This window comes from Photobacterium obscurum, from assembly GCF_026191635.1.
Lineage (GTDB): Bacteria > Pseudomonadota > Gammaproteobacteria > Enterobacterales > Vibrionaceae > Photobacterium > Photobacterium obscurum.
Map to the genome: position 1 here is coordinate 129,157 of NZ_JAKRRW010000007.1, position 20,669 is coordinate 149,825.

Genomic DNA, 20,669 nt, shown 5'->3' on the forward strand with positions numbered 1-20,669 from the left:
ATACAGATTTAGAAAAGCCGAGCAAAGCTCGGCTTTTTGATGACTACTAGAACTTACGCGACGGCTTCTTCTTCTGTATTAATTGCTTCTTTTGCTAGTCGGTAAGCAGCTAGATCTTCAATCGTTAGTACCGGCATATCGAATTTATTACCAAATTCAATAACTTCAGGAAGTCGTGCCATTGTACCGTCTGGGTTTGTCAGCTCGCACAATACGCCGTAAGGTTTCAAACCAGATAGGCGCATAAGATCAATCGTTGCTTCAGTATGGCCGCGGCGAGCCAAAACGCCTTTCGGGTTTGCCTTCAGTGGGAAAACATGCCCTGGACGGCTTAAATCAGCAGGAACAGCATTATCGGCAATAGCAGCCTTGATTGTTGTTACGCGATCTGCGGCAGAGACACCTGTTGTAACCCCTTTGGCTGCTTCAATTGTTACCGTGAAGCCTGTTTGGTTCGCGCTGGTGTTGTTCTCGACCATCATAGGTAGTTCGAGCTGTTGTACACGTTCTTCAGTCAAGCACAGGCAAACAATACCTGAACATTCACGGATCATGATGGCCATTTGTTCTGGGGTAAGTGTTTCTGCGGCAAAGATAATGTCACCTTCGTTTTCACGATCTTCGTCATCGACAACAAGAACACCTCGACCTTGACGGATAGCATCTAGGCCAGCTTCAACACGCTCAAATGGCGTACCAATAGGGGATAGTAGAGACTGATTCATGGTAATAAATACTCCAAATAAAAAATATACCAGAATCAGGGCATCGAAAGGCAGCGTTTCAGCGAGACTGAAATAGCTTTACACATATGTATGACAAATGGGTGCAGCTGGCACCAGTTCATCTTGTAAAAGCAAGAGGAAATATCTCCTCCACTGATCCTCTTTCATCCGGACTATAACCGTCGGCTCTGGAATCATATCTACGGAGTAAATACTGAACCAGATCTGCTGACCTCAATTTAGCAACTCAAAAAGTAGCTTGATTAAGCGCTCGCGGGCTTTTCACTAAGTATGTATTACTATTGTGAACTACCGCCGGTGGGGAATTTCACCCCGCCCTGAGAATTCGTAGAAATCTTAAGGAAATCAATTTATAGACGCAAGAGAAAGTGCTGATTTTGCATCATAACTTTGAACTATAAAGGATAATGAGTGATTTATGATTAATTGATAACCAGTTTGATAGCGGTTTAATACGGTGTTAGCTGTTTATTGCTTTGTGCACTTTATTCTGACTTAGATAGCGGTTAAGCCATTTTACTAACATCGGTAAACAGTAGGTTGGTAACTGAATAGCGCCCATTAGAATAAGGAAGTCTGGCCCTAGGTAGCTCCCTGCAACTGTAAAAGTGAGCAGTACATTGCGATTAGCAGAGGTAATCGCTGCTAGCAGTGCTTCATCAATGCCATTGCGGCGGTAGCATAGAAAACCTACGATGAAGTAGAGGGTGCAGATAGCGATTCCGATAGCCAGATATAAAAGACCTTCCGATAACGATTGATCAAAGACTTCTCTAAATGAACCAATTAATCCAAAAGGAAAGGCCAGAACAAGAATGATCGTTACCTGGGAAAGCTTTCCATGAATACGGTGTAAGAGCTGATGGGGAGTAAAGCGATAAAATATCGCCGAGAAAAGCATAGGGCCAAAGATAAAGATCACTAAGCGTTGAATATAACTGTGCATATCAAGCGTAAAGTTGTCGTCTTGAAATAGTAGCAAGTTCGTATAAAGAACGATTGGCATTAGTAGTGTTGAAGCAATCGTCATCGCCATGGCTTTTAGCGGATCTAAGTTTACAGAACGCGCTATAGCGGGAGTCGCGAACAGAGAACCTGTTGCGCCAACAGCAGAGATGGCCAGCGTCAGGCTAGCATTTGCACCTAATGCTTTTGCAAAAAGGATGCTAATCAAAGTCAGTGCGATTGAATGAAAGCATGCATATAACCAAATATTGCTTTTAGTGAGTAATTCGACGAGTAATCTTTGCTTCATGCCCAGTAGAGTAAATAGCATGAGGAAGAACAAGACATAAGGAAGGGTCGGGAAAATAACCGCTGATGCAGTAGGGAAAATAAACCCGAGCATGGCTGCAAGTATTAATAATAGTGATGAGTGTCTTGCCAATATGCTAAGCATAAATAATTTCACCTGATGATTTGTTGCGCTATTGTTATACAGTACGGCAAAGAAATGCAAGTTTATTCCAAATGAGCTATAATTTTGCAGGCTTTTCGGTTAGTTATGCACTAATGGTGCAGGTTTAGTTTGTTGTTGAAATTGACTTGTAACTGCTGCTTAACATATTAGAAAAACTAATCTTGACATGGAAATATTGTCATTTTTGGAACGGAAAATAAGCAGTTAATATTGCCTCAGTTTAAGAATAAATCAAATTGAGAGGCAATCATGGCACAGGCAATGAATTTTGATACCATCGCAACGACTACCGCAATGGACAGAAAAGCCTATGCGGTTAACATCAAAGGATTGATTGCACACGCATTGGATATCATTTTTGGTGGTCCAAAAGCACCAAAACAATACAATGTTTCTGATTTACCTGCACATCTGCAGAAGGATATCGGTATCTATCGATAACGAACATTCTGAACATCGAACATTAAAAGCGCCGGCACTATGCCGGCGTTTTTTTATTCTTTAATTTATCTTATCTGAGTTGTTATCGCATTGTTGCGGCTGGCGTTTTTTTTATTGCTTTTTTTTCTCATATTTTAATCTTGGTTTAATTATTTTTTATGAGAATATGGCATGATAACGTCGTATGTGTATGAACCACGGAGATAAATTAAGTGGGTTTTTTCTCGAAGCTATTTGGACTAGGTAAAGAAACCAAAGTTGTTGAAACGGAACCGGTAGAATATGAAGGGTATCTGATTTATCCGGAACCCATCGCCGAAGGCGGACAATTTCGTATTGCTGGCCGGATCTGCAAGCAAATTGATGGTGAGATCAAGACCCATACGTTTATTCGCTCCGATCTACTCGCCTCGAAACAAGATGCTGAATCATTCATGTTGAGTAAGGCCAAAATGTTTATCGACCAGAATGGCGATAGCATGTTTCGTTGATCTTAAAAATAGAATGTGCTGATACCTGCCGTCAGCATATTTTTACTTTCATTTGGCAGGTACAGCTATTGAAAAGTAGTTGGCAATGAGAAATATTCATCAGGGATAGATGGGTCTGCAGTCAGCCTTAAAGCTTTCACTACGTTATCTCTTCTTGATGTGTTTTAAACGACAGTTCAGGGTGTCTGGACTGCTCGTTTTGGGCGATAAAGTGGTTTATCACGCGTTAATTGGTTAATTATGTATCTATGCGTACGTATTTTATTAATTTTATTCGTGGTTTGACCTCTGTCCAGGTGTTAAAAACGTTCTTTTCTTTCTGTTAGAAGGTAACATTCGTTGTAAATAACAACGTATATGTTGGAAAGTTTTGTATTATTCCTACAAAGTGCTTGATATTACCTTGTGGGTTGGATACAAAATTGTTACTTCTTTGCCAATGTTCAGGGAATAATAATGCAGATTGGTGTGCCAAAAGAGATACTCGCCAACGAAACGCGAGTGGCTGCGACACCTAAAACGGTTGAGCAGCTTTTAAAAATGGGGTTCAGCGTTGCTATTGAGCAAAATGCTGGTGTTCTTGCAAGCTTCGACAATGCAGCTTATGAAGCTGCTGGTGCGACCGTCGTTTCTAATGAGGAAGTGTGGCAATCAGATTTAATTCTGAAAGTAAACGCCCCTCAGGTTAACGACGAAACAGGTGTTGATGAATTTGACCTGATAAAAGAAGGCGCAAGCCTAGTCAGTTTCATTTGGCCAGCTCAGAACCCTGAGTTGCTAGAGAAACTATCAGGTAAAAACATTAACATCATGGCGATGGACTCAGTGCCACGCATTTCACGAGCTCAGGCACTTGATGCCCTAAGCTCGATGGCAAACATCGCTGGTTATCGTGCTGTCGTAGAATCTGCTCATGAATTTGGTCGCTTTTTCACAGGCCAAATTACTGCAGCAGGTAAAGTTCCACCTGCGAAAGTACTTGTTGCGGGTGCGGGTGTTGCTGGCCTTGCAGCAATTGGTGCAGCCGGTAGCCTAGGTGCTATTGTCCGTGCATTTGACGTTCGTCCTGAAGTAAAAGAGCAGGTTGAGTCAATGGGTGCCGAGTTCCTTGAGGTTGATTTCAAGGAAGACACCAGCACTGGTGATGGCTACGCAAAAGAAATGTCTGATGAGTTCAATAAAGCGGCTGAGCGTTTATATGCTGAGCAGGCTAAAGATGTTGATATCATCATTACAACTGCACTAATTCCTGGTCGTCCAGCTCCTAAGTTGATCACCAAAGAAATGGTTGACTCAATGAAGTCGGGCAGTGTGATTGTCGATCTTGCGGCTGCGAATGGCGGTAACTGTGCCTACACCGAAGCCGATAAAGTTATCACAACTGAGAATGGCGTTAAGATCATCGGTTATACCGATATGGTTGGTCGCCTGCCGACCCAGTCATCTCAGCTATATGGTACTAACCTGGTTAATCTTCTTAAGCTTCTGTGCAAAGAGAAAGACGGTAACATTGATATCAACTTTGATGACGAAGTGCTCCGTGGCCTAACCGTAATCAAAGATGGTGAAATTACCTGGCCTGCGCCACCTATCAAAGTGTCAGCTCAGCCGCAGCAACCCGTTCAAGAAGTTGCTGCACCAGAAGAAGTAAAAGAAGAGCCAACATCTCCGGCTAAAAAATATGGTCTGATGGCTGCTGGTATTGCGGCATTTGGTTGGATTGCGAACTATGCACCGGCTGAATTTCTTGCACACTTTACGGTTTTCGTACTGGCATGTGTAGTGGGTTATTACGTTGTCTGGAATGTTACTCACGCTCTTCACACGCCGCTTATGTCGGTAACAAACGCAATCTCGGGCATCATCATTGTTGGTGCATTGTTGCAGATTGGTCAGGGGATAGGTTTCGTTACCTTCCTGGCATTTATCGCCGTACTCATTGCAAGCATTAATATCTTTGGTGGCTTTTTTGTTACCAAGCGGATGCTTGAAATGTTCCGTAAAGACAAATAAGGAGTAACACATGTCTGCAGGAATCGTACAAGCGGCATACATTGTTGCTGCGGTACTATTTATCATGTCTCTTGCTGGACTATCCAAGCAAGAAACAGCCCGAGCTGGTAACTATTACGGTATTGCGGGTATGGGAATCGCGCTTATTGCAACGATTTTCGGCCCTGAAGCACAAGGCACAGGCTGGATTATTCTAGCAATGGTGATCGGTGGTGCTATTGGTATCCGTCTGGCACAGAAAGTTGAAATGACTGAAATGCCAGAGCTAGTTGCTATTCTTCACAGCTTTGTTGGTCTAGCTGCTGTTCTTGTTGGTTTTAACACTTATATTGATCATGGTGAGCTAACTGGCGCGTTACTGAATATTCACCTTGTTGAAGTGTTCTTAGGTGTATTCATTGGTGCTGTAACGTTTACCGGTTCAATTGTCGCATTTGGTAAGTTACGCGGCATTATTGATTCGAAGTCGTTAATGCTTCCTCACCGTCACAAGTTAAACCTAGCGGCATTAATTGTTTCACTTCTACTGATGATTTACTTCGTTAATGTAGAAGGCTCCACATTCGCGCTTATCGTCGTAACACTGATCGCATTTGCATTTGGTTACCACCTGGTTGCTTCAATCGGTGGTGCGGATATGCCAGTGGTTGTTTCTATGCTTAACTCATACTCTGGTTGGGCAGCGGCAGCAGCAGGTTTCATGCTAGCCAATGACTTGCTTATCGTAACAGGTGCTCTAGTTGGTTCTTCCGGTGCAATCCTTTCTTACATTATGTGTAAGGCGATGAACCGCTCATTCATTAGTGTTATTGCCGGTGGTTTCGGTACTGAAGTTGTTGAGTCTTCAGATCAAGACTATGGCGAGCATCGTGAAGCTTCTGCTGAAGAAGTCGCTGAAATGCTGTGCGACGCTAAGTCTGTTGTTATCACTCCAGGATACGGTCTGGCGGTTGCACAAGCTCAGTACCCTGTGCATGAAATCACTGAGCAGCTACGTAAGAAAGGCGTTAACGTGCGATTTGGTATTCACCCTGTAGCGGGTCGTCTGCCTGGTCATATGAACGTATTGCTTGCTGAAGCGAAGGTGCCTTACGATATCGTGCTTGAAATGGACGAGATCAACGATGACCTTTGTGAAACTGACGTGGTACTGGTTATTGGTGCTAACGACACAGTAAACCCGGCGGCAATGGAAGATCCAAACAGCCCAATCGCAGGTATGCCTGTTCTTGAAGTTTGGAACTCGAAGCATGTTATCGTGTTCAAGCGTTCGATGAACCCAGGTTATGCCGGTGTTCAGAATCCATTGTTCTTTAAAGAAAATACTCAGATGCTATTTGGTGATGCGAAAGACTCTTGTAATAAGATCCTAGAGCACATTAACTAGTCGTAGATTGATGTATTAGATAAAGGGAGCTAAAGGCTCCCTTTTTTTATCCTTAACCACCTTAAACTAATGACAATTTTCTGACATTAACTAAGCATTGAATGATACACTTTGCTTATGAAAAAGTATGTCTTATTAATATCGCTATTGTTCTCTGGGGTTAGCCATGCTTCAGTTGAAAACTTGCCCGATCGTCTGGACGCGGTGCGTTCTGAGCTACTCAATAGTGAACCGTTAGCGACATACGACTTTCGACAACTTCAGAGCCGGTTTCCTAATCCACTGCTGTTACCTTCTAGTCTTTTACCGCAGTCAGCCTCTTATCCATTAAAGTCTTTAAAAAGGCTATATAGCAATGCGGTTAGCTGTAAGGGCCCATGGCCTGTCAGCCCTCTAGTTACTCACCCTGTCGTTTTTACACGAGCAATCTGTAATAACACGGTACTACCCAAAGGCTGGTTTGTACGCTCTGGCTACATTCATCCTGGTGGTGGCAGCTATGCCTTTCGTTATTTAGAAAAGCATCCGTCCTCTTCTGATGTGCTTAACGGGTATTTGCATATTCAAGAGCGTGAATTAGCGCCGACCAATACCATTCTTGGCCGTTTGCAGCGGATGAGCAGTGAAGAGATCCAGGTGTATATCGTAGGGGCGGAGGCATTTATCTCTAATGGCGAACTATGGATCAGAAACGGTAATGAATATCGGGTATATGACCAACCAACATGGGCATTTGCGATCAACAAGTTTGATATTAATTTTACGCGTTTGAATCAGACAGACTTCTGTTTGGTAAAAAGCGGTAATATTTGCTGGCAAGAAGAAGATACATCTCATCTAACTTTTTACCTGCTGGTCGGCTTGCTCGTGGCCAACGTAGCGTTACTGATAGGTTGGGGCGCTTACCGTTTCAGAATACGTCGTAGAGCGATGCAAGAGCGGATGTTAGTGCTGCAAATTCTAACTCATGAACTGCGTACACCTATTGCGAGCTTGGGGATGACAGTCGAAGGTTTTAGGCGTAATTTTGATGCATTACCAGAAAGTCTATATGATGAGTTTAGACGCCTCACTGAGGACTCTCGTCGTCTGAGGCAACTTGCTGAGGCGAGTAAAGACTATTTACAGGCAAATCAACAAGAACTGAGTGTTCAGCACGTCGAGTCGTTTAACGAATGGATCGAATATCTCAGTGAATCTTATGATGTGTCTTTGCAACTAAGCGAAGACAGGGCTGTAAACGTGAATATCTACTGGCTGGGAACTTGTATTGATAATTTATTATCAAATGCCCAGAAGTACGGCGCTGCGCCAATAACATTAACGTCATCGTTTAAAGATGGAAAACTGGTTGTAAGAGTTGAGGACAAAGGACAGCTTGGTGCAAAAGACTGGGCTAGATTAAGGAAGCCCTTTGTAAGTGAAAAAGGCTTGGGGCTTGGTCTTACAATCGTAGAATCGATGATACGTAGAATGGGAGGGCGAATGAAACTTGTTGGCCCTCCTACCACATTTATTTTGGAGATACCGTGTGAATCAAACTCTGCTTCTGGTTGAAGATGACCGCAACCTTGCCGATGGTTTACTCGAGAGCTTGAAAGAAGCTGGCTATGAATGCCTGTACGCAGATTGTGCTACAAAGGTTGCTGATTTATGGCCAAATGCTGATCTGGTTGTTCTAGATCGTCAGTTACCTGAAGGCGACTCGTTAGACTACTTGAATGACTGGCTTTTGATTAAGCGGGTGCCTGTTATTTTGCTTACAGCGATGGTGTCTGTGTCAGACAAAGTCGTTGGGCTTGATTCAGGCGCGAAAGATTACCTTACAAAGCCCTTTGCCGTCGAAGAGTTACTGGCAAGAATTCGGCTGCACTTACGTAATAGTACTCCCGAGGCCAAGAGTGCCAATGTGATTACTGTTGGTACGATTGTTATCGATTTGGACAGTCGAGAAGTTAAACATGGAAGTGACCTTGTAACGTTAACTCGAACCGAATTTGAACTACTGGTTTTCCTTGCTAAAAACTCTGGTCGGGTATTTACCCGAGATGAGCTTCTTGATCAGGTATGGGGTTATAACCATTACCCAACAACACGTACGGTCGATACCCATATCCTCCAGTTACGACAGAAATTGTCTGGGATTGAGATCGAGACATTACGGGGTGTTGGTTACCGAATGAAATCTTCGTGATAATGAGCAAATTATCTGTCACCTGTTCACTGGTCTTATTACACTCGGTGCTTTCTGCTCCGAGTGTAGAAGCGAAGTGGTTTACTGGGCAAGATCTGTACACTGTAGCTCATCAAAGGCTTCTGGAAGGGAAGTCTGCGGAGAGTTTCGATAACATGGTGCAAGCTTGGCAGCAGAGTCCAAATCTTGAGCAGAAAAAGAATCTGAACGATTTGCTCAACTTAGCTATAACTGAAGATTGTGGGCGCAGTCTAGATCAAAACGTTCTGCCTGAATGGTTACCTAGTCTGGTGATTCAACGTGAGGTGATTCAGAACTTAAATCAAATAATGCTCAAGTTATCAATCACAGGAGTAACGCATTCAAAGATCGCCGAGATTAAATTTACTGAGTGGCCGGAGCAGAACATTGTTTCCACGACTCCAATTATTGAGACCGGTGGCTATTTTGCGGTAGAAACACGGCGTCTTGAGAAGCCAACAAATGCTGGCCTATATCAACTGACCATAACAACTGATGCAGAAGAAAGCTTCAATCGCTGGGTTATATTAACCGAACCTGCGGTTAAACAGAGAATTGGCTGGAAAGACAGTAAAAATTGGCGAATAGAAAGAGGGACCTTACCTAATCAGGCTTGTCCGTCTACGATATTGTCTATGAGCATCTATGACTTAAACGATACTTCTTGGACACCATTATGGACGGAAGAGGTTGATGGCAAGCTGCCTACTACTTTACCAAGAATCGATGTACCTGACGGGCGTTATTGGTTGAGTGTCGGGCTTATAGAAAGTCGTTGGCAGGGAGAGATTTCAGTTTTAGACATCCAAACGATAACACGTCCTGTGGATTATCCTGGTTTTTAAGCTATCTAAGAATCTGAAAATTAAAAGGTAAACAATTCTCTATCAGCTGAACTCTAAATCAGGATAAGTATATTTATAAACATGTATTTTAATTGCGCCTTTTAAGGTGTATTATTAATGCATGTTTTAGAAGTGGTATAGGTTTTCCTATGATGCAGATCCTTGATAATGAAAAAGAGCAACGGATCATTCCAGTTTTTCGCTTAGCTTTCCGTCCTTTTTTTCTTGCTGGCAGTGCATTTTCAGTTGTCGCAATGTTGGTCTGGGCCTTGTTTTGGTCAGGTAACGTGAATGTCAGTGCTTTGATGTATGGCAATCCGTTATGGTGGCACAGTCACGAAATGTTGATTGGCTTTTCTGGTGCGATTATTGTCGGTTTTCTGTTAACTGCAGTACAAAACTGGACAGGTAATCCGGGGGTCAGAGGGTGGAAACTTGCTTCGATTTTTATATTTTGGTTAATTGCTCGTGTTGGTTTGTTAGTCGGAACACCTAACATCGCTCTGATGATTGCCGACCTGATCTGGATGCCATTGGCCGCTTATTTTTTAGCTAAACCAATAATTATTCGTAAGCAGTGGAATAACCTGTTTTTTGCACCGCTAATTATACTGTTAACTTATCTTAATGTGCTTTATCACTTTAATATACTTGGTATAGGTGAAACAGATCTTCGTTCAGTATCATTTATGGTGGTAATGGTCGTCGCTGTAATAGTATTGGTAGTTGGTGGCAGGGTAATCCCGTTTTTTACATGGCGAGGCACGAATACTGAACAGATCACGCGCGTGAAGTGGGTTGAGTTGGGTGCTTTAATTCCTAGCTGGTTATTGTTGGTGAACGTTCTGTTACCAATTCCAGAATTAATTAGCCAGTTCACATTGCCAGTATTGCTTGTCGCAACAGGGGGCTTACACCTTATTCGATTTGCTCGCTGGCGTACCTTATCGACCTTGAAGACACCGTTATTATGGCTATTGCATTTTGCTTATATGTTCATGATTATCGGTATGTTACTTTTAGCCGTTCACCTTCAAACTGGTGCAATCAGTTACAGTGTCGCGTTACATTTCATCACAGTTGGTGGGATTGGTTGCATGATTCTTGCGATGATTGCTCGTGTTTCGTTAGGACACACCGGACGACCTTTAAAAATTAATCGGGTCATGATTGCTGCCTTTGTTGCACTATTAGCTTCGGCGATAGTACGAACCGTAGTGGTAATTTTATTCCCAGCGTTAATACTGAATGCTTATATCATTTCAGCTATTTTGTGGGCCGTAGCGTTTATGACCTTTACTGTTGTATACTTCCCAATCTTAACTAAACCACGGTTAGACGGACGCCCAGGCTAACTGGCAATAAAATATCATTTGTATTGAACGGCGCGTCACCGACAAACTTAATCAGTTTGGCATAAATGGTGACAAGAAAGCCGATTGTCCCTAAAATGGCAGCCCTTTTAGTAGAGTAGAACTTACAGTTATGTTTAACAACGTGCCGACATTAACTCACGAGCAGCAACAGAAAGCTGCTGAGAAGATTCATGAACTGATGGCTCAAGGCATCAGTAGTGGAGAAGCAATTATGATTGTTGCCAACGAAATTCGTGAGGCTGACGCAAAAAAACAAGCGGCACAGAGTGAAGCAGAACAGTAACTAAATCGTTTTAAGCTACCCCTCTACCAGTTCAACAGGTGTCATATGGCGCCTGTTTTTTCATCAAAATGTGCGTTAAATCTCAACTGTCAGATCTGCCCTTAGCAAACATCTTCATGCTGAAATAGAATAAATTAGTCAGGTATAAGGACTTTTAAACAGGGGGCAGGATGAATAACCGTTACCTGAAAGCACGTACGTTAGCCAGAGCAAAACATAAAGATCAAAGGTATGGTGCTGTTCCTTATTATGTCCATCTCGAAGCCGTTTCTCGGTTAGCCAGTCCATTTGGTACAGATGCTATGATAGTTGCTCAGCTGCATGATGTTGTTGAAGACACTGAAACTAGTGTTGAGGAACTTGCCGCTGACTTTGGTTACTTAGTTGCTGATGCAGTCGCTTATATGAGCGATGGTAAGTTAGAAAATAGACAGGCTAGGAAACAAGAAGTTAATTACAGATTAGCTTCACTTGATATTGATGAGGAAGCGGCTCGAATTGCTTTAATTGTTAAGGCTTGTGATCGCTTAGCAAACGTCAGGGCAAGTTTGAAAAGTCCCGAGAAGTATTTTGGTTTGTATAAGCAAGAGCATCCCAATTTTAAAAAAGCCGTCTATCGAAAAGGCCTGTGCGAAGCTATTTGGTGGGAGCTTGATAATCTATTGAAATATTCAGAAGCTTCGTAAGTTGTTTCTTATGAGCCTTCTCAGGTTGTACTTCGATATAAAAGGGGCTCGAGGCCCCTTTTTTAGTTCAGCACTAATCAAAGATTATTCTTCATCATAGATGGTAGGAATTGGCTGACGTTTATGTTGTGTTGATTGGTAAATTTCCACAAGGCGTTCTGCAACTTCTGTCTCTACAGGTTTGCCTTCAAGGAAGTCATCAATTTGATCGTAGGTGACGAGAAGCGCATGTTCATCGGGTTTCTGTGGCGCCAGCTCTTCTAAATCAGCGGTCGGTATTTTTTTAACCAGTAATTCTGGCGCACCTAGTGCAGCAGCAAGCTGACGAACCTGGCGCTTATTCAGACCAAACAAAGGGGCAAGATCACAAGCGCCGTCTCCAAACTTGGTATAGAAGCCTGTAATATTCTCAGCCGAATGATCAGTTCCAAGTACCATACCGCCAACAAGACCGGCAATCTCGTATTGGGCAATCATACGAGTACGAGCTTTAACATTACCCTTAACAAAATCAACCTTAGCATGGCATTCAGGAAGTAGTCCTGTTCCATCTAGAGCCTGGAGGGTACTTGCATGTGTTCCGTCAACACCATCTTTGATATTTACGCTAACCGAGTGGTTTGGCTTTATAAAAGAAAGGGCAAGTTGGGCTTCGTCTTCATCGTGTTGTTCACCATAAGGTAAGCGAACAGCAATAAACTGGTACTCTTGAGTGTTGGTTTCGTCATTCAATCTATTGATAGCCAACTGAGCTAATCGTCCACAAAGTGTAGAATCGACACCGCCGCTTATTCCAAGAACAAGGGACTTGCAATGGGCTTGCTTTAGCTTACGTTGAATAAAACCTATACGGCGCTGAATTTCAAAATCAACATCAATTTCTGGCAATACGCGCATTTCAGTGCGAATTAGCTGTTCCATGGTAAAGAATCCTCAGGGGAGTGCCCAGTTTCTAATCATCTAGTGTAACTGAATGCAAAAAAAACGCTTTTTGCATTAAACCTTTGCTCAAATCATGCGATAACTCTAAGGCAGGATCAATCCTCAACTTACAATCAAATAGAATTAACAGTAAATCGGTATAAAAAAGGGGCATTCTAGTCATGACAGCATCAATTGCAGTGTTCGGTAGCGCATTTAACCCGCCAAGTTTAGGGCATAAATCGGTACTGGAACGTTTACAGCACTTTGATCGCGTTCTACTTTTACCCAGCTTTTCTCACGCGTGGGGCAAAGAGATGCTTGATTATGATGCGCGCTGTGAGCTGGTATCTGCCTTTATTGACGAACTTAACTTACCGAATTTAGAACTGTCTCGATTAGAACAACAGATGGCAGTTGGAAGTGAACCCATTACGACTTTCGCGGTATTAACTGAGCTTCAAGCACAAATACCCGATGCTGAGTTCACGTTTGTAGTTGGACCTGACAACTTCTTAAATTTTTCAAAATTTTATAAATCATCAGAGATCCTTAGCCAGTGGCAGGTTCTTGCCTGCCCAGAGACAGTCAAGATTAGAAGCACAGAAATACGTGATAATATTGTCAATAATCGGTCTATTTCACACTTAACGACAGCAAAAGTCGCTACAATGCTTGCTGATAGGAATCGTTACAATTTTCATAAAATTGATAAACTGTAGCAGCCTGTCGTTCTATATACTTGTAATCGTCTATTGATGTAGAAGGGTTCCAGTGTGACTCGCTGTAATATGAAATTACTCACCTGTGTGTTTGCTGGCGGTGTTCTCATTGCATTTGATACATGGTCAATGCAGTGTGAGAAATATGATGTCACTCAACTTGCTGCATTGTCAGATCAAGAAAAAGAAAGCTTCGTGGCGACATGTACGGTTGTTAGGGATGAATCCACCTATGACTCTAACCATTCGCAACCGATAGTTGTCGCCTGGGAGGAAGATAGTGACGATGGTGATGGTGAGTTCTGGGATAACTGGGCTGGTTTCAGTGATTCTCCGGTACTCTCGTCAAAGTCGGATTCTGCATTTTATGGCTTAGGCGTCTGGTTACCCGATAAATATGATGACTTTGATATATTGACTCTCGAAGATGCGCAGGAATGGATTAGAAGCCATGGTGTGCAAATGAGTTTTGGAGTCGGTGGAGGCGATGGTAACTCGCCAAGGTTAAGGTTTGATTATCGATGGCATGATGACAATCTCGATAATATTTTCCTTCAAGTTGAAATTCCTTTCCAGTAACCATTTTGCTTATCTTGAAAATAAAAAAACGACGTTTTGCAGACGTCGCTTTTCCTATTTTGGGGCATTAAGCGATGCTCTGACCAAGTATTGGTTTTGCTAGTGCAGAAATTGCTTCGGAAGTTGTGTTTAGACTTTCTGCGATTTGAGTGATTTTACGGCCAGAGCGAGATAGCTTTAAAGCCTCACGCATGATCATGCATGCTTCAAATTCCCCGCAGGAAAAACCAATAACCTCAGAGATAGCAGACAAGGCCGATTTATCCGTTACCTTGTCACCTTTCATCATTTGACTAAGCTGAGAGTGATAGTTGGTACGCAAAGCAGGGCAGAGCGAGTTTGTTCTGACCTTTAGCTTAGCAATTTGGTCTGCCATCACACGTAGCAGGTTTCCTGCTGGCTCACTTAGGCTAAGTGATGTATTGTGCTTGGCTTCTTGACGTAACTCATTTAACAACGCTGTGATTAAAGGTGTAACCGTGAAGAATCCGGCTTCTTTGCATATAGGTGTGGTTAAACGCGATGAGAACTCTACCTTATCAAATTGAGTACCTGGTAGCACGGTTAGAGCATGTAGGCAGTCGAAAGGTAGCCAAAAACCAGAGCCTTTTGAAACCAAAAATTCTTGTTTACCCAGTCGGATAAGCGTAGAGCCTTTTGTTACAACAATCATATAAGAGGTATGACTTTTACGGCGTGCGCCGACATGGAGGAAGTCCTGGGTGCTGTGTGAAAATTCAATAGCCTGTTTCATAGTGAGTCTCTAGCAAAAAAGCACGCACATATTGTTCTGTTTTGGGCAAATCGTCAATAACTGAGACTATTTACCGTAAGTTTTGATGCTTTTTTAGCAGGAATTGCTAGCCTAACAACAGACGAGACCTAGAAAATTAGGTTAATGTGTATGAAAATTAAACGTAATCATGTGGTAAGACCTCCAACCATTGCGGTTGTTGCGTCATGTCATTGGGCAAACTGATAAATCTGCGTAAAATGTCGCGGTTTTTATTTTATACGAAGCATTATTGTGCAAACAGATAACGATATTTATAAAGAAATTCGTCCGTATAACGACGACGAAGTAAGTGGTGCAATCCAGCGTCTTGTGAACGATAAGGAATTTATTACAGCAATCCTTAATTATCGTTTTCCTCAACTATCTGGCGTACTTGGCTGGGTATTGATCCCATTGATCAAACGTTTCTTAATCAAAAAGTGGTCAAACGTCAAAACCGTTGAAGATGTTCAACTACAAGTTGCAAAATACATGAATGCAACCATTGCTCACTCATGTGACGGTGTAACAAATAGTGGCTTGGATAAGCTAGACCCGAATCAATCTTACCTGTTTGTCTCTAATCATCGTGATATCGCGATGGATCCTGCGATGGTTAACTGGTGCCTGTTTGAACATAAACTTAAAACAGTCCGTATTGCTATCGGTGATAACTTGCTGAAAAAGCCCTGCGCGACTGAGCTAATGCGCCTAAACAAAAGCTTCATCGTTAAGCGCTCGGCAAAAGGCCCGCGAGAAATGATGAAAACACTAGGCTTACTATCTAGTTATATTTCTCACTCACTTGAAACCGGTAATTCAATTTGGATTGCTCAAAAAGAGGGGCGAGCCAAAGATGGAAATGATAAAACGGATCCAGCTATCCTGAAGATGTTCTATATGGAAGGCCGTAAGCGCAAGCAATCTTTTGCTGACTTCATGGCTGGCCTTAACATTGTTCCGGTTTCAATCTCTTACGAAAACGATCCTTGTGACATCGCTAAAGCTAATGAGTTATATCAAAAGCAAACATCGGGTAGTTACGAGAAAGGTGAATTTGAAGATATTGAAAGTATCATTAACGGGATTGTCGGCGAGAAGCGCCGGATTCACGTAAGTTTTGGTGAAGTCATCAAGTCCCAGTTTGAAGCTCCTGAGGAACTTGCGGAAGAAATCGATCGACAGATCACCCAGAATTATCACCTATTTCCGGCTAACTATATTGCGGCCGAGCAGGAGCACGAATCAGCAACTCCTGCAGAGAAATCTCGTTTTGAGAAAAAGCTAGCCGATCAACCTGAAGGGGTAGCTAGCATTCTGAAGAAGATGTACGCATTTCCGGCAATTAAAAAGCAATAATTATAATTTGGGCAGCAGGAGAAGCCAGCCTGCTGCCCAGCACTATCCTTCTAATAGCTTTGATCTTGAGTTGCACTCAGCGTTCGGACTATTGCCTTTGGCGATAAAATTTCTACACGATGATTTTGCTGTCTCTCGGCTTCACTTGTTCCTGTCGATAATCTCTCACTACTACCGGCTGCAACCAACTGAATTCTTTCCTCCGCGATGCCAAAAACAGACGAAATGTAAATTGCGACACTGAATGCTCTTTCATAAGAAAGAACAATATCCTCTTCTTCATTGCCTGAGTTATCGCTGTGGCCAACAACAATTAAAAAACTGTCCGGATGTTGTCTCAAGCGTACTGCAAGTGGATCGAGTAGGAGCTGGTCATTGGGATCAAGTTCGAAGCTGTTATTCTCGAAATAAACAACTTGCTTCATCTCAGGGAGTTCGGTTAGCAGAATTTGCGCGTTCGGGACGATAGGTGTGTTCGACTGTTTGCCTGCGTTGCTCGTTACGCTGTCACTTCCATTGCCACATCCAACCAGCATATAACTGGAAAGAATAAGAGAAGTGAGAATACTAAATCGCTTGTTAAAGCACGTCATTACTAAACCTAAAGCATTAAGCTGTTACTTTAGGTTTAGAACATCTTCATGGAATCACAACAACTATATTGAGAACGAAGGCTTACTGATCTGTTACTGGATTAGGATTACGATAGGGAGGGACAGACATCCGTTCAGACATAAAATCAATAAATGACCGTACTTTGGGCGCTAAATATTTACGTCGAGGGTAAACGGCATAAATCGGTAATTCTACATCAGCTTTCCATTCGGGCAGCAACTGTACAAGCGTACCGGTTTCTAATTCATCGGTCATTAGATAGGTTGCCAGGTAGGCAATCCCAAGCCCTGACTTGGCTGCATCAAGAACAGCCGGTGCATTATCAATCCTGTAATTGCCTCGAGCTCGAATTGATTGCCGGACACCATCACGGGTAAATTCCCAATTCACATATTTTCTTTCGCGGCTTTGGTAGGTAATACAGTTATGTTTACGCAAATCACTGGGCGCGGAAGGCGCACCGTGTTCCTTGATGTATTCTGGTGACGCAACAACAGTAAACTTACAGTCGGATAGTTTGCGTGCCACCATGCCTTCTGGCGGATGCTCATGAATAGCTACCCAACAGTCAAAGCCTTCTTCAAGAAGGTTAGGGCGATGATCAAAAAGGCTTACTTCCAGCTCTAAGTCTGGATGTGCTTTTTGAAATTCAGCCAGTGCCGAAGTTATGTGTCGATTACCAAATGATTGCGCTATACCGACTCTAAGCACCCCTTTTATCTCATTTCGATAACCTGCAACCATTGCTTCTGCTTCATTAACGGTATCAAGCAGCTGCTGTCCGTACTCAGAATACTGTAAACCAATATCAGTCAGAGCAACGGCACGTGTACTTCGCTGAACGAGCTGGCAGCCTAAACGTTCTTCCAAGAAGCGTATTTGTTTACTGACTTGAGATTTTGATATCCCAAGACGTTCAGCTGCACGTGTGAAGTTCTGTTCGTGGCCAACAGTCGCGAGGATTACCATTTGTTGAAGATTTTCTAGCATAGGGGAGAACCATAAAGAGACTACATATTGAGTATACCATTGATTCGTAACTGGTAAATAAACAAGATTCGACACTGTGACAATGTCACAACTATCAACATTTCAAGGCACTAGCAATCTATATGATGAGCTACAACTCACTAACAAATTAGAGCTGCGTATAAGTCCCGCAAGATCCAAACTAAGATCGCTGTGCTTGTACGAATTCAGAACATTATCGCGTACCAGTCATTTTATCTGAACAATATAAAATTAGGCCCTGCATTAAAAATTCATTTTAAACAATGGGTTACGCTGGTGGTTTCTGTGTGTGCACAATGATGTGTGTGGTGTTGTAATTAACTTTCATGGTTAATCAACTCTAGTCATTCATGCTGATCCACAGAAGATCTTGAACTTCAATTAATTAAATCGATGGGCGGGATTAAAATGAACGATTTCATTAATTAACTGTAAATGCATAACATATCCTTTCATTAGGAGGATTTATGTTTAAAGTGTTGTACCAATTTTTTATATTGGGGCTATATGGCTTTGGTGGACCTGCTGCCCATATAGGCTATTTTCAAAGAGAGTTTGTTCAGAACAAGAGATGGCTTAACGATCAAGATTTCACTCATGCCGTCGCTTTGTGCCAGTTTCTTCCTGGGCCAGCGAGCAGTCAGCTTGGAATGTATATCGGCTATAAGAAGGCTGGTTATCTGGGCGCGTTATGTGCGTTTGCCGGCTTTACTTTCCCTTCCTTTCTACTGTTAACTTTTTTGGCTATTGGGAATCAGCAATACAACGATGTTGCTATCATTGATTCCCTAATTTCTGCGGCGAAGTTATTGGCTGTTGTGGTTGTTGCCGATGCGTTATGGGGTATGGCTAAAAAGAACATTACCGACAAGCTGACATTGGTAGTTGCTTTACTGACAGCTATCAGTGTTTTCTTTAGTACGGGTCTTATCGGACAGATCCTTCCTATTCTATTAGCGGCTTCGATTGGCTATTTGTTATCGTTTAAATCGGAATCAAATTCGAATCATAATCTGATGATAAAGCCGAACTTGTTCGTTCTAAGCATGTTCGTAATCTTGTTGTTTGTAATGCCGTTAGTGGCAAATCAATCTCATTTTTTTAGTCTGTTTAACATTTTCTATCAAGCGGGTAGTTTTGTATTTGGAGGTGGACATGTTGTACTTCCACTACTTGAGCCAATGTTGGATGGGATGGTTGAGCCTGATACATTCTTGAGCGCCTATGCTGCAGCTCAGTTGGTACCGGGGCCAATGTTTACCATGGCTAGTTATTTGGGGGCTTCTGCAATGGTAGATAGCCCTGTGTTAGGAAGCCTAATTGCGACAATTGCAGTTTTTCTACCTGGTAGCTTGTTGTTGTTTGCATTCTTACCGGCCTGGAATGCGTTATTTAGCAATAATAAGCTTAAATCATCAATCCTATTGGTAAATGCATGTGTCGTAGGTTTGTTAGCTAGTGCTTTTGTAAAGCCAGTGTTGTTGACATCTATCGGTTCTATCTTTGATGTTGCTGCTGTTGTGCTAGGATACCTACTTCTTAAATACCGAAATTGCCCGGTTTGGGTGTTAATCGTATTACTGGGTGTTTATAAGTTTTTCATTTAAAGTTGTCAGAGAGGCGGCAAACATCTTGCCGCCTCCTTATTTGAGTTCTAGCGCACTATAACTTTTCCTTTGAAAAAGAAAAATAATATCCAGAAATCATATTTTCTAAGATTAATATTTCAACAAACAACCGTAAAGTCATACAAGACAGTGTGGTTAGGATATTGATTAAGCTAATGTTAAGTAACGACTGTTAAAGTCCAATCATTAGTTTTAACTTGGGTTTCAACCATGACACAGCAACGAAAGGTTCGTCCGAACCTAACAAATTATGACGTACTTGAGCTGATGCAAAAGGAACTCCATCAGTCTGAAAAGCGTATCGTTAAAAAGGTAATGTTTATCGTCTCTTCAGGTGTTCTAGCTATTATTTTGCTAATTGCTTTGGTTATCTCAACCCAAGGTCAAACAGTAAGGAATTACGCGGCTGAAGCGATGAGGAAAGCGTTTGAAGCTGAGCGAGCTGTTCATATCATAGATGAAGCTGCAGGAACCAATTTTTTAGAACAATCAAAAAAGCAACAGTAACCCTTGGCTTCATTGTGGGAAGCCAAGGCTCATATTTGTACAACCAAGGAGTGGTTTTTTATTAATAGTTCAGGCTTAGCTGTTTTCAATGCAGACTGCTCAAAATCATCTTCATCTAAACGGTAAACAGGATTAGTCAGGATTAATTGACCGATCATTTCAACGATGGGTGTAAGGAGTTGTTTGCCAGCAAAATTAGTTAACTCATCTGGTTGTAATTCAAGTGACTCGACTTCAAGATCATTTAAAAAAATGGCACCTTCGTCTTTGTCATAATAGGGGATAGCACTAAAACTGACATCAATCATAACTTCTTGCTGAGGTTGGCCAGATATCATAATTTTAGCCTGAGACTTTGCATCTAAATTGACGCGGTCGTTCGATACACGTCCTATACCAACCTTTATATCACTGAACTTTACATTAGCGTAAGCTAAGCCTTTGATTCCCACTGTGCGTTCAAAGGATGCCCGACTATCAAGATAATCCTGGATTTCTTCCTCTGTTACGCTGTAACTAACGCAGGACGATAACAAGAAGGACATAATTAGAACGTGTATATTCTTCACTGAAAACCTATAAATTGAGTACTAAGCTTCGTTCAAGTATCAACAATCACTCAGTATTATGCCAGTGCAAAATCGAGACA

General features: G+C 42.3%; 22 protein-coding genes and 1 riboswitch. Of the genes, 15 read left to right on the forward strand and 7 right to left on the reverse strand.

The window, feature by feature from the left end; all coding sequences use genetic code 11:
• Positions 1 to 53: 53 nt before the first annotated feature.
• Entirely contained in the window at positions 54 to 725 is a 672-nt protein-coding gene (gene ribB / locus MD588_RS11200; RefSeq protein ID WP_265697324.1) for a 3,4-dihydroxy-2-butanone-4-phosphate synthase, read from the reverse strand.
• A 152-nt stretch (positions 726 to 877) separates the two neighbouring features.
• Positions 878 to 1,075, reverse strand: a riboswitch (FMN riboswitch).
• 131 nt (positions 1,076 to 1,206) lie between these two features.
• On the reverse strand, positions 1,207 to 2,205 hold the full coding sequence (locus MD588_RS11205; RefSeq protein WP_322784244.1) for a hypothetical protein: 999 nt from the start codon (positions 2,203 to 2,205) through the stop codon (positions 1,207 to 1,209).
• Positions 2,206 to 2,415: 210 nt separating this feature from the next.
• Here MD588_RS11205 and MD588_RS11210 point away from each other — a divergent pair, with 210 nt between their 5' ends.
• From MD588_RS11210 to MD588_RS11255, 10 genes are all read left to right on the forward strand, one after another.
• Positions 2,416 to 2,607, forward strand: coding sequence for a hypothetical protein (locus MD588_RS11210; protein WP_265697325.1), 192 nt, complete (start codon positions 2,416 to 2,418; stop codon positions 2,605 to 2,607).
• A 212-nt stretch (positions 2,608 to 2,819) separates the two neighbouring features.
• Positions 2,820 to 3,098 (forward strand): HlyU family transcriptional regulator, encoded by a 279-nt coding sequence (locus MD588_RS11215; protein ID WP_265697326.1) that lies wholly within the window; start codon positions 2,820 to 2,822, stop codon positions 3,096 to 3,098.
• Positions 3,099 to 3,554: 456 nt separating this feature from the next.
• Positions 3,555 to 5,111 carry a Re/Si-specific NAD(P)(+) transhydrogenase subunit alpha gene (gene pntA, locus MD588_RS11220; RefSeq protein WP_265697327.1) on the forward strand — a complete coding sequence of 519 codons (1,557 nt, stop codon included), beginning with the start codon at positions 3,555 to 3,557 and terminating at the stop codon, positions 5,109 to 5,111.
• 10 nt (positions 5,112 to 5,121) lie between these two features.
• Positions 5,122 to 6,498, forward strand: a complete 1,377-nt coding sequence (gene pntB, locus MD588_RS11225; protein ID WP_265697328.1) for a Re/Si-specific NAD(P)(+) transhydrogenase subunit beta — start codon at positions 5,122 to 5,124, stop codon at positions 6,496 to 6,498.
• A 117-nt stretch (positions 6,499 to 6,615) separates the two neighbouring features.
• Complete coding sequence (vxrA, locus tag MD588_RS11230) at positions 6,616 to 8,055, forward strand: sensor histidine kinase VxrA (protein ID WP_265697329.1); 1,440 nt, start codon at positions 6,616 to 6,618, stop codon at positions 8,053 to 8,055.
• Positions 8,030 to 8,692, forward strand: coding sequence for a response regulator transcription factor (locus tag MD588_RS11235; protein ID WP_265697331.1), 663 nt, complete (start codon positions 8,030 to 8,032; stop codon positions 8,690 to 8,692). The genes vxrA and MD588_RS11235 overlap by 26 nt, the downstream gene beginning before the upstream one ends.
• A 2-nt stretch (positions 8,693 to 8,694) precedes the next feature.
• Positions 8,695 to 9,558: a DUF2861 family protein gene (locus MD588_RS11240; RefSeq protein ID WP_265697332.1), complete on the forward strand. Its 864-nt coding sequence runs from the start codon at positions 8,695 to 8,697 to the stop codon at positions 9,556 to 9,558.
• A gap of 149 nt (positions 9,559 to 9,707) precedes the next feature.
• Positions 9,708 to 10,913 (forward strand): NnrS family protein, encoded by a 1,206-nt coding sequence (locus MD588_RS11245; protein WP_265697333.1) that lies wholly within the window; start codon positions 9,708 to 9,710, stop codon positions 10,911 to 10,913.
• Between the two features lie 130 nt (positions 10,914 to 11,043).
• Positions 11,044 to 11,217, forward strand: a complete 174-nt coding sequence (locus MD588_RS11250; protein WP_265697334.1) for a YoaH family protein — start codon at positions 11,044 to 11,046, stop codon at positions 11,215 to 11,217.
• Positions 11,218 to 11,387: 170 nt separating this feature from the next.
• The gene (locus MD588_RS11255; protein WP_265697335.1) at positions 11,388 to 11,903 is read left to right on the forward strand and encodes an HD domain-containing protein; all 516 of its coding nucleotides are present in this window, start codon (positions 11,388 to 11,390) and stop codon (positions 11,901 to 11,903) included.
• Positions 11,904 to 11,987: 84 nt separating this feature from the next.
• On the opposite strand, the gene nadE is transcribed toward MD588_RS11255, so the two are convergent.
• The gene (gene nadE, locus MD588_RS11260) at positions 11,988 to 12,824 is read right to left on the reverse strand and encodes an ammonia-dependent NAD(+) synthetase (RefSeq protein ID WP_265697336.1); all 837 of its coding nucleotides are present in this window, start codon (positions 12,822 to 12,824) and stop codon (positions 11,988 to 11,990) included.
• Positions 12,825 to 13,006: 182 nt separating this feature from the next.
• Between nadE and MD588_RS11265 the strand changes: the two genes are divergently transcribed.
• Positions 13,007 to 13,546: a nicotinate-nicotinamide nucleotide adenylyltransferase gene (locus MD588_RS11265; RefSeq protein WP_265697338.1), complete on the forward strand. Its 540-nt coding sequence runs from the start codon at positions 13,007 to 13,009 to the stop codon at positions 13,544 to 13,546.
• Between the two features lie 54 nt (positions 13,547 to 13,600).
• Positions 13,601 to 14,125 carry a hypothetical protein gene (locus MD588_RS11270; RefSeq protein ID WP_265697340.1) on the forward strand — a complete coding sequence of 175 codons (525 nt, stop codon included), beginning with the start codon at positions 13,601 to 13,603 and terminating at the stop codon, positions 14,123 to 14,125.
• Between the two features lie 67 nt (positions 14,126 to 14,192).
• On the opposite strand, the gene MD588_RS11275 is transcribed toward MD588_RS11270, so the two are convergent.
• Positions 14,193 to 14,879, reverse strand: coding sequence for an AraC family ligand binding domain-containing protein (locus MD588_RS11275; RefSeq protein WP_265697341.1), 687 nt, complete (start codon positions 14,877 to 14,879; stop codon positions 14,193 to 14,195).
• Between the two features lie 273 nt (positions 14,880 to 15,152).
• On the opposite strand from MD588_RS11275, the gene MD588_RS11280 reads away from it, so the two are divergent.
• Positions 15,153 to 16,259 carry a 1-acyl-sn-glycerol-3-phosphate acyltransferase gene (locus tag MD588_RS11280; protein WP_265697342.1) on the forward strand — a complete coding sequence of 369 codons (1,107 nt, stop codon included), beginning with the start codon at positions 15,153 to 15,155 and terminating at the stop codon, positions 16,257 to 16,259.
• A 50-nt stretch (positions 16,260 to 16,309) separates the two neighbouring features.
• Here the strand turns inward: MD588_RS11280 and MD588_RS11285 are convergent, their stop codons facing one another.
• Entirely contained in the window at positions 16,310 to 16,852 is a 543-nt protein-coding gene (locus tag MD588_RS11285) for an OmpA family protein (protein ID WP_265697343.1), read from the reverse strand.
• Between the two features lie 82 nt (positions 16,853 to 16,934).
• Positions 16,935 to 17,864: a LysR family transcriptional regulator gene (locus tag MD588_RS11290; protein ID WP_265697344.1), complete on the reverse strand. Its 930-nt coding sequence runs from the start codon at positions 17,862 to 17,864 to the stop codon at positions 16,935 to 16,937.
• A 488-nt stretch (positions 17,865 to 18,352) separates the two neighbouring features.
• On the opposite strand from MD588_RS11290, the gene chrA reads away from it, so the two are divergent.
• Together chrA and MD588_RS11300 are read left to right on the forward strand one after the other, a co-directional pair.
• Positions 18,353 to 19,492, forward strand: a complete 1,140-nt coding sequence (gene chrA / locus MD588_RS11295; protein ID WP_265697345.1) for a chromate efflux transporter — start codon at positions 18,353 to 18,355, stop codon at positions 19,490 to 19,492.
• 231 nt (positions 19,493 to 19,723) lie between these two features.
• Entirely contained in the window at positions 19,724 to 20,020 is a 297-nt protein-coding gene (locus tag MD588_RS11300) for a hypothetical protein (protein ID WP_265697347.1), read from the forward strand.
• A gap of 29 nt (positions 20,021 to 20,049) precedes the next feature.
• On the opposite strand, the gene MD588_RS11305 is transcribed toward MD588_RS11300, so the two are convergent.
• Entirely contained in the window at positions 20,050 to 20,565 is a 516-nt protein-coding gene (locus MD588_RS11305) for a DUF1439 domain-containing protein (RefSeq protein ID WP_265697348.1), read from the reverse strand.
• Positions 20,566 to 20,669: the final 104 nt, after the last annotated feature.